Annotated in this window: 14 protein-coding genes; 9 read left to right on the top strand and 5 right to left on the bottom strand. The window is 69.7% G+C overall.

The window, feature by feature from the left end; all coding sequences use genetic code 11:
* Positions 1 to 36 precede the first annotated feature (36 nt).
* Positions 37 to 894 carry a hypothetical protein gene (locus tag LPA42_RS25200; RefSeq protein WP_077937449.1) on the bottom strand — a complete coding sequence of 286 codons (858 nt, stop codon included), beginning with the start codon at positions 892 to 894 and terminating at the stop codon, positions 37 to 39.
* Positions 895 to 1,156: 262 nt separating this feature from the next.
* Here LPA42_RS25200 and LPA42_RS25195 point away from each other — a divergent pair, with 262 nt between their 5' ends.
* The 9 genes from LPA42_RS25195 (at position 1,157) to LPA42_RS25155 (ending at position 9,245) form a co-directional block, all read left to right on the top strand.
* Complete coding sequence (locus LPA42_RS25195) at positions 1,157 to 2,389, top strand: MFS transporter (protein ID WP_077937448.1); 1,233 nt, start codon at positions 1,157 to 1,159, stop codon at positions 2,387 to 2,389.
* A 198-nt stretch (positions 2,390 to 2,587) separates the two neighbouring features.
* Entirely contained in the window at positions 2,588 to 2,971 is a 384-nt protein-coding gene (locus tag LPA42_RS25190) for a cupin domain-containing protein (RefSeq protein WP_077937447.1), read from the top strand.
* Positions 2,972 to 3,011: 40 nt separating this feature from the next.
* On the top strand, positions 3,012 to 4,544 hold the full coding sequence (locus LPA42_RS25185; protein ID WP_158229412.1) for an amino acid adenylation domain-containing protein: 1,533 nt from the start codon (positions 3,012 to 3,014) through the stop codon (positions 4,542 to 4,544).
* A 62-nt stretch (positions 4,545 to 4,606) separates the two neighbouring features.
* Positions 4,607 to 5,071: a hypothetical protein gene (locus LPA42_RS25180; RefSeq protein ID WP_077937445.1), complete on the top strand. Its 465-nt coding sequence runs from the start codon at positions 4,607 to 4,609 to the stop codon at positions 5,069 to 5,071.
* A 26-nt stretch (positions 5,072 to 5,097) separates the two neighbouring features.
* Positions 5,098 to 6,216 carry a cytochrome P450 gene (locus tag LPA42_RS25175; RefSeq protein ID WP_144082624.1) on the top strand — a complete coding sequence of 373 codons (1,119 nt, stop codon included), beginning with the start codon at positions 5,098 to 5,100 and terminating at the stop codon, positions 6,214 to 6,216.
* A gap of 13 nt (positions 6,217 to 6,229) precedes the next feature.
* Positions 6,230 to 6,466 (top strand): acyl carrier protein, encoded by a 237-nt coding sequence (locus tag LPA42_RS25170; protein WP_074478902.1) that lies wholly within the window; start codon positions 6,230 to 6,232, stop codon positions 6,464 to 6,466.
* Positions 6,466 to 7,206, top strand: coding sequence for an SDR family NAD(P)-dependent oxidoreductase (locus LPA42_RS25165; RefSeq protein ID WP_077937443.1), 741 nt, complete (start codon positions 6,466 to 6,468; stop codon positions 7,204 to 7,206). Before LPA42_RS25170 ends, LPA42_RS25165 begins: the two co-directional genes overlap by 1 nt.
* Before the next feature lie 26 nt (positions 7,207 to 7,232).
* A complete protein-coding gene (locus LPA42_RS25160; RefSeq protein ID WP_077937442.1) occupies positions 7,233 to 8,054 on the top strand; it encodes a PAS domain-containing protein in 822 nt (273 codons plus the stop codon).
* Between the two features lie 306 nt (positions 8,055 to 8,360).
* Positions 8,361 to 9,245 carry a 2-hydroxy-3-oxopropionate reductase gene (locus LPA42_RS25155; RefSeq protein ID WP_198956530.1) on the top strand — a complete coding sequence of 295 codons (885 nt, stop codon included), beginning with the start codon at positions 8,361 to 8,363 and terminating at the stop codon, positions 9,243 to 9,245.
* Positions 9,246 to 9,265: 20 nt separating this feature from the next.
* Here LPA42_RS25155 and npdG read toward each other — a convergent pair whose 3' ends face one another.
* From npdG to LPA42_RS25135, 4 genes are read right to left on the bottom strand one after another with little or no spacing between them, the layout of a single operon-like run.
* Positions 9,266 to 9,928 carry an NADPH-dependent F420 reductase gene (npdG, locus tag LPA42_RS25150; protein WP_077937441.1) on the bottom strand — a complete coding sequence of 221 codons (663 nt, stop codon included), beginning with the start codon at positions 9,926 to 9,928 and terminating at the stop codon, positions 9,266 to 9,268.
* Positions 9,925 to 10,263 (bottom strand): VOC family protein, encoded by a 339-nt coding sequence (locus tag LPA42_RS25145; RefSeq protein WP_077937440.1) that lies wholly within the window; start codon positions 10,261 to 10,263, stop codon positions 9,925 to 9,927. Before LPA42_RS25145 ends, npdG begins: the two co-directional genes overlap by 4 nt.
* Positions 10,260 to 11,243, bottom strand: coding sequence for an LLM class flavin-dependent oxidoreductase (locus LPA42_RS25140; protein WP_077937439.1), 984 nt, complete (start codon positions 11,241 to 11,243; stop codon positions 10,260 to 10,262). The genes LPA42_RS25145 and LPA42_RS25140 overlap by 4 nt, the downstream gene beginning before the upstream one ends.
* Before the next feature lie 9 nt (positions 11,244 to 11,252).
* Entirely contained in the window at positions 11,253 to 12,224 is a 972-nt protein-coding gene (locus tag LPA42_RS25135; protein ID WP_077937438.1) for an enoyl-CoA hydratase/isomerase family protein, read from the bottom strand.

Here is a 12,224-nt window from a genome sequence, read left to right as displayed (position 1 = left end):
CCCGCCACCCCGGCTGCCCCCCCCGCGACCCGCACCTCAGGCCAGCGACTTCTCCGCCCTCTCGACGGCATCCTGGGCTCGATCCCAGTCCCCGTCGAAGTGGTCCGCCAGAGCATGTAGCCACCGCTCGATGCCGAAGCCGACGCAGCTGGTGGAGACCGGGCCACCGCCAGTCAACGAGATGGAGCACCGCTCACCGAAGAACCTGTGGTGGATGTTCACGGAGGCTATCGCCATGTCCTGATAGACGTACTCGTGCTTGACCGGGACGAGCTGCTGGAAGGTGACCCGCCCGCCGGACTGGTCGTAGAAGGGGTCGGAGGCCGCGCGGCGGTGCAGTGGCAGACCGATCTCACCGGCCAGCGTGTTCAGGAACCGCTCCGAGTGATCGAGGTGGGCCCTGACCTGTTCCGGAGTTCCCAGCGCCACGACCTCGCGCATCCGGAACGCCTTGAGGCGGCGGAGCCCGTCGAAGTGGTCCTCGTTGCGGAAGCACTGCCCCAGCAGGGACACCAGCTCTCCGCCCTCGGGCACCTGCCGGTCGCGGTAGTGGAGGTACACCCCGTAACAGGCGCTGGACGGCAGCGCGAGACCCGCCGCGGCCAACGCACCGGGGCCGAACTCTCCCGAGACGGCCTCCTGCTCGATCTGGTCGGCCCCCGCGACAGCGACGTCCAGGGCCGAGGAGACGAGGGCGAGTTGGGGGAAGTTCCGGTAGACGTCGAGGGCGGCGAGGTCGCTGACCGGCAGCAGCGGCGGAACGGTCAGCGCGACGGCCCCCGATCCCCTGGCCCACTGGGTGCAGATGCGGTCCAACGTCTCGGCGAGCCGGGTCGGCTCCTCCTCGAGTGCGACGAGTCCCCCTGACACCCGGACACCTGTCTTGACGCTCATCAGCAGCTCCTTAACGTGAATGCCTCAAGGGCTGGGGAGGCCCCGCTGGCGGCACCGGGGCCGCGGGTCAACCGCCGGTCCGGCGGCGGGCCCTGCCGGGGCGGCGGCGGGCGAAGGTCGCGCGGCACGGACGGCGAGATCGTCACCCATGAATGTTGGAGGACCTTCCCGTGCTCCGCGACACTGGCTAAGGTAACACCTCAGAGGACCTGAGTAGCTGAGCGATTTCACGTCTTCACTAGGGAACGGAACACACTTTTCCATGAAAAAAAAAGGACAACTTGGCTTCCTGACCGGCACCCACGCGGTCAACGACCTGTACCAAGGTGCGATCCCCGCGATGCTGCCGTTCCTGATGGCCGAACGGCACTACAGTTACGCCGCCGTCTCCGGCCTGGCGTTCGCGGCGAGCGGCGTCTCCAGCCTGTTCCAGCCGCTGTTCGGCGTCCTGTCCGATCGCAGGCCGCGCAGCTGGCTGGTGCCGGCCGGGTTCGTCACCGCCGCCCTGGGGGTGGTCGCGGCCGGCCTGTCGGGGGACTATGTCGTCACCTGGCTCTGTGTCGCGCTGGCGGGGATCGGCATCGCGGCCTACCACCCGCCCGCGACGAGTCAGGCCCGTGCCGCCGGGGGCTCCTCGCAGCGGGCCATGAGCATCTTCTCCGTCGGCGGGACGATCGGCGGGGCCGTCGCGCCGTCACTGGTCACCCTCGTGATCGGGTCGGCGGGATTCGACGGGAGCTACCTGTTGGCGGTCCCCGCCCTGGCCATGGCGGTCTCCTGGGCCCTCAAGGGGCCATGGATGCGATGGCGCGGCTACACCGAGGCACCCCCGCTGGTGACCGGCACCTCGGCGAAGTCGGGGGCGGACGGCGCCCGACGAGCCGACGACTGGCGCTCCTTCGGCCGCCTGGTAGCCGTCGTCATCGGGTGGTCCATCCCCTTCGTCACCGTCACCTCGCTGGTGTCCCTGCATGCGCAGCGCGATCTGGGCGAGTCCGGGACGGCGGGTGCCGTCGTGCTCACCTGCTACACCGCAGCCGGGGCCGTGGGGACCCTGCTGGGCGGCTGGATCGGCGACCGGCACGGCAGGATGACCTCGGTCCGGGTCGGCTATCTGGCAGCGCTTCCCGCACTGTTCGGCGTGGCCTGGGCCCCGGCGTTTCCGGTCCTCGCGCTGAGCTCCACGCTGTTCGGCGCCGCCATGTTCGTGCCGTTCGCCGCGCAGGTCACCCTCGCGCAGGACTACCTGCCCAACCGCCCCGGCACGGCAAGCGGGCTGACCCTGGGGCTGGCCATGGCGGCGGGCGGCCTGTGCTCCCCCGCGTTCGGGTGGTTGGCCGATGCGAGCGGGCTACGCGCCGCCTTCTACGCGGCGCTCCTCGTGTTCACGGTCCCGGTCGTGCTGGCGCTCCGTCTTCCCGACCGCGTCGCGGGCTCGTCCGACACGCCGCCTGCGGACCTGGTGGAGGCGGGAAATATCAACAGCGGACAATAGAGATCACATCCGCTTCGCAATAGCGAATAATCGACCAACCCTTAGGGCGCGCGCCCGGAATATGAGATGGCCATTGAAAGTAATCACGCCACTACGTAGCGTCTTGGCTGGCCCGGAAACAGCTCCTCCCAGACATTGTCCAGGCAGACCCAAAAGGACCTGCACGGTCGAACCTGTGCGCCAAGAAGGAGAAATCCAATGAAGATCAACTGGTCTGACCACGAGGAACTCAAAGCGGAAGGGATCGCGCTGTCGCGGCGCTTCGTCTTCGGTCAGGAGATGTCCTGCCTCAAGGTGGTCGCCGACCAGTCCGGAGACCTGAACCTCCCGCCCCACTGGCACGAGAACGAGCAGTGGGTCGTGGTGACCGAAGGGTCCATCCGCTTCGTCTGCGAAGGGACGGAATACGAGCTCAACGCCGGCGACGTAGCCTACATCCCTTCCCGCAAGCGACACACGGCCACTTTCGTCGGCAAGGAGGGTGCCGTTCTCCTGGAGTTCTCCGCTCCCCCGCGCCTCGACCTCGTGCCGGGTTCGGTCGTCCCGTCGTCGATGATATTCGACCAGAACCCCCCGGAATGACTCACCGATTGTCAGCGACCACGCCGACTGGGGATCGATCGTGCGCAGCAACAGGTACGGCAGGGCACCTTCAGGAATAACAATCCACGACAGATTCGGGCAGGTCGCCCAGGAATTCCCCGACCGCAGTGCCGTCGTCACCACCGAACGAGCGGTCACCTACGCGGAACTCGCGGCCGGAGCCCGGCGGATCGCTCACCACCTGATCGGCCACGGCGTACGACCCGGCAGGTTCGTCCCCGTCGTGGCCCGCAGGTCACCCGACCTGGCCGCCACGCTGCTCGGCATACTCATGGCCGGCGGCGCGTACGGAATCCTGGACGTGAGGTGGCCGCTTCCCCGCGTCACCCGGTTGCTGCACGACATGCGACCGCCGGTCGTGCTGGCAGACGCCGCGGGCTCCGCTCGCCTCGACGAGGCGCGGCTCGACCACCTCACCTTCGAGGCCCTGGGGCGGGCCGCCCCGCCCGCACTGCCGGTCGACCTGCCCAGGGTGCCGCCGGACGCCTGCTCGACCCTCTTCTGGACGTCAGGGAGCACCGGCGCTCCCAAGGCGGTGTTGTCTCCGCACCGGGCCACCACGAGACTGTTCACCCCGAGCGCCTTCCTGGACCTCGGCGCGCACCCGGTCATGATCCACGCAGCGGCGGTCGCCTGGGACGCCTTCACCCTGGAACTGTGGGGGATGCTGCTCAGCGGCGGAACCGCCGTCGTGCACGAGGACGACCTCCTCCTGCCGCCCGCGATCCGCACCTACGTCCGGGACCTGGGCGCCACCCATCTCTTCCTCACCCCGTCGCTCTTCGACGTGATCGCGGGCGGCGGCATCGACTGCCTGGACGGTCTGCGTGCCGTGCTCCTGGGCGGAGACAAGCCACCCCCGGCGACCTGCCGGAAGCTTCTCGACACCTACCCGGGCATCGAGCTGTACAACGGCTACGGCCCCGTCGAGTCCTGCGTGTTCGCCACCGTCCACCGCATCACCGGAGACGACACGGGCAGGGCGTCCGGCATCCCGGCCGGACTTCCCGTGCCGGGCACGAGGCTGCACGTCGTCCGTGACGGCGCTCCGGTGCCGCCGGGTGAGCCGGGCGAGGTCGCCATCGCCGGGACAGGCCTCGCCCTCGGCTATCTGGACGCACCCGACCAGACCGCCTCCGCCTTCCGGCACGTCACGGTCGAGGGCACCAGGACCAGGGTCTATCTGACCGGCGATCAGGGCTGGCGGGACGAGTCGGGCGTCCTGCACTTCATCGGCCGCAAGGACTCCCAGATCAAGATCGCCGGGCATCGAATCGAACCGGCGGAAATAGAGTCGGCAGTCCGCACGCTGGGGAACGTGCGATCGGTCGCCCTTCCCATCCCCGACCGTAACGGAACGCCGCGCATCGTCCTGTTCGCCGAGAGGCCCGAAGAGGGTGTCACCGAACTGGAACTGCAAGGCCGCCTCAGGGAAACGCTGCCGATCTACATGGTGCCCGCCAAGGTGCACTTCGTCTCCTCGCTGCCACTTCTCGAGAACACCAAGATAGACAAGAAGGAGCTCTCGGCGCGCTTCGGCTACAGCCCCTGAGCGCCGGCCCGGATTCCCGAACCACGAGTGCCGAATCCTGTGCACAGGAAAGGAATCAAGACTTGAGCACGAAGAACCACACGGAGGAGAAGTTCTCCGTCGCGCTCGAATCCATCCAGAGCAAACGTCGGATCGAACGGGTCCAGGAGGCGGCGAATGCCCTCCTCGACCGCTATGCGACACAGCACCGTCCCGAAGAACGTTTGAGGCTCACCTTCGAACTCGTTCGGCGGAACCTCACTCCGGAAATTGCCATCGCCTTCGGGAGCCTGACCCTCGGCGCCGACGACTCGGACGAAACCGCCGGAGCCGGGGCCGTCCCGCCCGCGCCTTCCAATGGCTTACGCGGGAAGACGATTTTCCGCTGCAGGATCCACGGGCCCGACGGCAGAAAGGGGTCGCTCACCGCCTTCTACACGGAACCCGGCTCCATGGGACTGACCAACGCCGAATGGCTGGCGGCGATGCGGCTGCTGGCCGGTATCACCGGCCTGGGTATCGGGGGGTACGTGACATGCCCGGAGTAGCGACCAGGGCGTCTCCGACGCACCTTATGGCACAGCCGTACTGGTTCCGGAGCCTGCCGAGCGGGGCCGACGTCCACCGGCTCGACGAGGGGCTGTTCGCGGTGACGGGCAACGCGGCCGTGCAGGAGGCACTCGCCCACCCCGCGATCGTGGCCGAACACCCGCTGAAGGCCAGCGCGCGTGCCTTCGGCCCCAACGTGCTCGACGCCGACGGGCCCAGCCACCGGGCGTTCCGTGCCCTCCTCGCACCGATCCTGTCGGCCGGACGCATCGCGGAGTACAAGAGGTCGCTGATGCCCGGACTCGTCCGGGAGCTGGTCGGCAGCATCACCGGCGTCGAGACCAACGACTTCTACAACAGGTTCGCGCACCGGGTGCCGTACGGCATCGTGTGCACGATCCTCGGCATCGACGTCTCCCTGGCCGACCGGTTCCACGAGCTGACCCGCCCGCTGGCGCGGCTGCTGGACTATCCCACCGAGGAGACCGACGAGACCCACGCCAACGTCGCCGAGCTGCTGCGGCTGATCGAGGAGCAGCGGGCGGCAGGGGCCGCCGGCGGGCAGTCCCTGCTGGAGACGATCGAGCGGACCCGGGACCGCAAGGGCATCCTGCTGACCGACAGCGAGGTGCGGTCGACGGCGCTGCTGTTCTTCCTGGCGGGCACCGAGACGAGCAGCGCGTTCATCACCTCGCTCGTGTACTGCATGGGACGTGGTGTGTTCGGTCTGGACGAGCTGCGCGACGACCGGGCCCGGGACGACTACATCGAAGAGGTCCTGAGGCTCTACCCACCCGTGCAGACGGTCGTCCGGTTCGCCAGTGCGGACCTGACCATCCGGGGCGTGGAAGTGCCGCGGCACTCGGCGGTGCTGGCCTCGATCGCGGGCGCCAACCGTGACCCGCGGGTCTTCGACCACCCCGACCGGTTCCAGACCGGCAGGAGCACGAAGGGCTCGGTTCCCTTTGCGGTGGGAGCGCACGCCTGCCCGGGAGCCGGGCTCGCGAAGACGGAGTTCTCGCTGCTCATCGAGGAGATCATCGAGCGCTGCTCGGACGTGGTCATCACCCGCGACCGCCTCGGCATGGAGAGCCAGTCGTTCTCCCACCCCACGAACTTCTCCGTTGAATTCAGGGCGCGATAGGAAAGAGGGCACAGTGGAAAGCAAGATCGTGTCGCTGCGCAAGTGGCTCGACAGCCTGCACGAGGAGCCGTTCGACATCCAGGACGACACCGACCTGATCCAGTCCGGGGCGGTGACCAGCCTCCAGTTCGTCCAGATGGTGATCGAGATCGAGCGCCTGCACGGCCGGAAGCTGGATCCGGGCGTGATCACCGTCGAGTCGATGCGCACGCTCAAGGCCATCGATGCGGCCGTCTTCCAGGCTGCCTGATGGCAGCGGAAGGCTCCCGGGTGGCGGTGGTCTCGGGAACGTCGTCCGGGATCGGCGCGGCCGTGGCGGCGGAGTTCCTGCGTCGGGCGTACACCGTCGTCGGTCTGTCCCGGCGCGGCAACCCCGTCCTCGCGAACGAGAGCGGCTACGTCGACAGCGTCGCCGACCTGCGTGACCGGGAGGCCCTGCGGGCCGCACTCGCCTCCGTGGCCGACGTCACCGCGGACGGGGTCGGGGCCGTGGTGCTCAACGCCGGCGCCTCACCGGACCCGGCCGACCTCGTCAAGGTCGGGTGGCAGGTGGCGAGCGACGCATACGAGACCAACGTCCGCACGGCGCTGCACCTCGTGCAGGAGACGGCGCCGCTGCTCAGGCAGGGCGGCGGCGGCTCACTGACGTTCGTCGGGGCGAGCCTGGCCAATGGCTACAAGCCCGAACGCTGGGCGTACGCGGCCAGCAAGGCCGCGATGACCACCCTGATGCGAGCGTGCTCGGTCGAGTTCGCCGACGACGGAGTCGTGGCGAACGAGGTACGTCCCGGACCCGTGGCGACCGCCATGACGATGGCCGGGCTGGACGGCGAGGTGAACGACCAGATCATCCGCGCCATCAACGCGGGATTCGGCACGGACTGGCTCAAGTCTCCGCGCACGGTGGCGGAGTGGATCGTGACCATTGCCGAGTTCCCGTCGAACGGACCCACCGGTCAGGTCTTCAACTACAGCCGCAAGGTTCTGTAAACCACAGGAAAGGCGGACAGGCAGCCATGTCGACCTACCCCTCCTCGGAGCAGCTGCTCGACCTGTTCAACTGGGCCTCCCCCGGCATGCTGGTCACCGACGCCGACGACGCCGTTGTGCTGGCCAACAAGGCCGCCGCAGAACTTCTGGGAGGCACGGCCACAGCCGGCACCCAGCTCGCCGCCGCGCTGGGAATCGACGACTACGCCGCCCTGCTGGCGGCCGGGACGCCGGTGGAGAACCGGGAAGCCCGCTTCGCAAACCCCGACTTCGCCTCCGGATACGCCAACGTCGGCTTCGGCGAGGTCGACGGCAGGACCTACGGCTTCTGGGCTCTACGGCCGGTCACCACCCATCCGACGCCCTCCCCCACGCCGGGTGAAGGCTCCTCCACCGCACAGGTGTGGATCAACCAGGTGGACCGGTCCAGCGACTCCTACGCGCCGGTCGGCGCGGAGGCCGTCCGGTTCATCCGGGCGTACTACGACCACTGCCCGGTCGCTATCCACCTGATCGAGGAGGACGGCACGGTCGCCCACGCGAACTGGAAGGACATCTCGATCGTCGGGGCGAGCGAGCAGCCGGACACCTATGTCGGGCACCACATCCGCCGCATCTACGCCGACCAGGACGTCGTCGAGGACTTCCTGGGCCGCTGGGGCGAGGACGCGCCGATCATCGACTTCCGGGCGGACTTCCTCAACAACGGGGAGCGGGTCCCGGTGGTGATCTTCTCCACGGCCAAGGTCGAGAACGACAGGTTGAAGAACACCCGCTGCTTCGTCTTCCCCGACAGCCACCCGCACCGCGAACGGGACAAGGTCAGGGCGCTGGACCTCAACTTCTGAGCCGGGTAGCGCGACACGTCGCGTTCCGGGCCTTCCGGCTGTCGACGCCGACGCTCCGCGACGCGCTCCGCCTCCTGCGCGGCCGCCCGGACGCTGGCCCAGGAGTGCGGCCTACCGCTGCGACAGCGGTGCTCGACAGGAACGCCGGGCCCCGGCGAGCAGCCCTCGCCGGGGCCCGCCCATGCCCACAGGGGGCCCATCCTGCGCTGTCCCGCACTCGTCGTGGGCTCGCCAGCCACCGGCAGACCTGGAGCAACTGCTCCTGCCCTGAGCCCTCCCTTCCCACCCTCACGAAGGAGTTCCGCTGTGCGGACCATCGGCTTTCTCGGCCTCGGCACCATGGGCAGCCCGATGGCTGTCAACCTGTGCAAGGCCGGACACACCGTGTACGGCTGGAACCGCAGCGCCGGCAGGACCGGGCCGCTGCTCGCGGCAGGCGGCCGAACCGCGACGTCGGTGCGCGAGGCGGTCCGCGACGCGGATGTGGTGATCACCATGCTCCCGGACGCCCCACAGGTCGAGGCGATCGCCTACGGCCCTGACGGGGTGCTGGCCAACGCCCGGCCGGGCACGCTGCTGATCGACATGTCGACCATCGCCCCGCGAAGCTCGATGAAGCTGGCCGGCGTCGCCGCCGAACAGCGCATCCGGGTCCTGGACGCTCCGGTCGCGGGCGGCGAGGCCGGAGCGATCGAGGGCATCCTGTCGATCATGGTCGGCGGGGAGAGCCGCGACTTCGAGGAGGCAAAACCCGTCTTCGAGGCGCTCGGCAGGACCGTCACGTACTGCGGCACCCACGGTCTCGGCCAGACGGTGAAGGCCGCCAACCAGCTGGTCCTCGCGATCAACATGCAGGCGTGCGCGGAGGCGGTGGTCTTCCTCGAGAAGTCGGGCGTGGACCTCGAAGCCGCTCTCGACGTCCTGGGCGGGGGTCTCGCCGGCTCCAACGTCCTCGCCCGTAAGAAGCCCAACTTCCTGCGGCGCGACTACACCCCCAGCTTCACGATGGGCCTGCACCACAAGGACATGGGCATCGTCACCGACACCGCGCGCAGCATCGGAGCCGCCATTCCCCTCGGGGCCGTCGCCGCGCAGCTCGTGGCGTCCGCCGTGGCCCGTGGCGAGGCGGCTCTCGACCACTGCGCCCTGCTCCGTGGCGTCGAACTCCTCAGCGGCTACGACCGCGAGTAGTTCACCCGCGCCGGGCCCGGTCACACGTCGGTGACGCGCAGGCCGGCGTGCGCCTTGTAACGGCGGTTGACCGAGATGAGGTTGGCGGTGAACGCCTCCACCTGGTGGGCGTTGCGCAGCCGCCCGCCGTAGACGCCACGCACCCCGGGGATGACGGCGGCGAGGTCCTGGACGAGGTCGGTGGCCGCGCGGTCGTCGCCGAGCACGAGCACGTCGGTGTCGACCGTGTCGAGGTCGGGATCCTCCAGGAGCACGGCGGAGACGTGGTGGAACGCGCCGACCACGGTCGACCCGGTGAGGATGGCCGCCGCCTGCTGGGCCGCCGAGCCCTCGGCGACGGGGAGGGCGTACGCGCCCTGCCGGTCGAAGCCCAGCGGGTTGACGCAGTCGACCACGACCTTCCCGGCCAGCGCCGGGGCCAGCTCGGTGAGCAGCTCGGCGTGGCCGTCCCACGGCACGGCCACCACGACGATGTCGCCGGCCGCCGCCGCGTCGGCGTTCGCCGCGCCCCGGACCCGGCCGGGCAGGGCCGCGGCGGTGCTCTCCGCGCGCGCGGCGTCCCGCGAGCCGAGCACCACGTCGAGCCCGGCCGCGGCGAAGCGGCGGGCGAGGCCGCGCCCCTGCGGGCCGGTGCCGCCGAGCACGGCGACGGTACGGCCGCGAAGCGCGTCGCTGACGGTCATGCCGGGTTCCTTTCGTAGACGACGAGCGGGTTGCCGCAGGGGTCGACGACCACCGCCCGCCGCTCGTGCGGGCCGGCCTGCGGGGCCCCGGCCGTGGCGCCGGCCGCCACCAGCCCGGCCAGGCAGGCGTCCAGGTCGTCGACCTGCACGCTGAGCAGGGTCCGCCCGGCGACGGGCTGCTGGGTGGCGTCGGCGAGGCCGACGGTGACGGTGCCGTCGGTGACGGCGGCGTACCGGTCGCCGTCGCGGAACCGCACCGTCAGGCCGAGGGTGGTGTAGAAGGCGAGCTGGGCGTCCAGGTCCCCGGCGGGGACGATCACGTGCCCGATCCTCATGGGCGGAACCTCGGCATGACCTCGCGGGCGAACCGCTCGACGATCTCGATGGACCGCTCGATGGGCAGGCCGAGCCACTGGGCGCGGAAGACGAAGTGGTTGTAGCCGGCGTCGGCGAAGTCGCGGATCTTCGCGGCGATGTCGTCGGGCGAGCCGAAGAACAGCGCCTTCTCCTTGATCGCGTCCCACTGCGACTCGAAGAAGTCCATGCCGTACTGGACGTACTCGCCGTAGGAGCGGCGCACCGCGTCGCCGGCCACCGCGAAGGCGGCCTCCGCCGAGTCCGCGACGCACAGGTCGCGGTGGATCGGGAACACCGCGCCGTCCTCGTCGAAGCCGGCCGCCCGGCGCTGCTCCCGGTAGTCGGCCAGGTTGCCGACGGCCCAGTTGCGGCGCACGTTCGACGGGGCCAGCCACGGCAGGCCCTGCCGGGCGATCCGGGCGATGCCCGTCGGGCCGTTCGCGCCGACCCACACCGGCGGGTGCGGGCGCTGCACGGGCAGGACGCTGCAGCGTACGCCGTCGAGGGCGAAGTGCTTGCCCTCGTGGTGGACCGTCTCCCCCGTCCACAGCCGCTGCATCACCGCGAGGGCCTCGTTCATCCGCGACACGCGGGTGCGCCGGTCGATGCCGAACGACGCGAACTCGACGTCGCGGTAGCCGGAGCCGATGCCCAGCACGAACCGGCCGCCGGACATCTGGTCGATGGTCGCGATCTCCTCGGCCCAGTGCACCGGGTGGCCCAGCGGCAGGATGAGGATGCCGGTGCCGAGCTGCATGGTCCCGGAGTGGTCCACGAGCCGGCTCAGCAGCGGCAGCGGCTGCGGCGTGCTCAGCGACGACAGGTAGTGGTGGATGCCGAACACCGAGTCGTAGCCCAGGTCGCGGACGTGCTGGACGTACTCGACGGTCTCGCCGATGCGCCGGCCCAGGTCGTCGCCGGGGGCGTACTGGTGGTCGAGGAGGATGCCGAACTTCACGCCGCGCGCCTACTCTTCCCGGGACCGGGTGTCGCTGAGCCGGAAGTAGGGCGCGACCAGCCGGTCCCGGTCGGCCAGCGCCTGGGCGATGCCCTTCTCGCGGCGTTCCTTGAGGAAGTTCCAGTCGCCCTCGTCGAAGCTGACGTTGGTGGCCCAGCCGTGCCCGACCCAGCCGGTCATCGCGCCCAGGCCCTTGCCCCGGGCCTCCATGACCACCTGCATCATCGACTTGCCCATCATCAGGGAGTCCAGCGGCATGACCGCGATCGCGTCGGCGTAGTCGTCGACCCACTTCTGCAGCTCGTCGCGCTCGACGACCTTGGTGACCAGGCCCTTGCGCTCGCCCTCCTCGGCGCCGATGGCCCGCATGGTCAGCATGACGTCCTTCATCGTCGTCAGGCCGACCTTCTCGATCCAGTGGTACATGTCCTGCGGGGCGGGGCCGAGGTAGCGGAACGCGGGGTGGGTGAACCGGGCGTCCGGGGAGGCGATGACGATGTCGGCCGACAGCGCGATCTGGAAGTGGCCGCCGTAGCAGTAGCCCTGCACCTGGCAGATGGTCGCCTTCAGCGACTCGATGATCGGGCGGGTGAAGCCGGAGCTGAGCACGTTGCGGTCGGGCAGGATGCGCTGCCGCTGCGCCGGCCGCCGCCGCGACGCCTTGTCGGTGCCGGTCCGGTAGCCGATGTAGTGGCCCAGCTCGGCGGCGTCCGCGCCGGTGCCGAAGTGCTCGCCCTCGCCCTTGAACACGATGACCTTGACCCGGTCGTCGGTCTCGGCCTCCCGCACCAGGTCGCCGACCCGCTCGAACGCGGCGACGGGGATGGCGTTGAGCCGCTCGGGACGGTCGAAGGTGATGGTCGCGACGGACCGCTGTTCGTCGACGTCGTAGCGGACGTACTTCGCGAGGACCTCGGGGTCGACCTCCATGTTCTCGACGTCCCACTGGTGTTCCAGAAGCTCGGCTTCGGTCTTCTTCAC

Source organism: Micromonospora sp. DH13 (genome assembly GCF_020873825.1).
GTDB classification, from domain to species: Bacteria; Actinomycetota; Actinomycetes; order Mycobacteriales; family Micromonosporaceae; genus Micromonospora; species Micromonospora haikouensis.
Note: the sequence above shows the minus strand (reverse complement) of the source record. Positions and strands in the feature narration are given on the sequence as shown.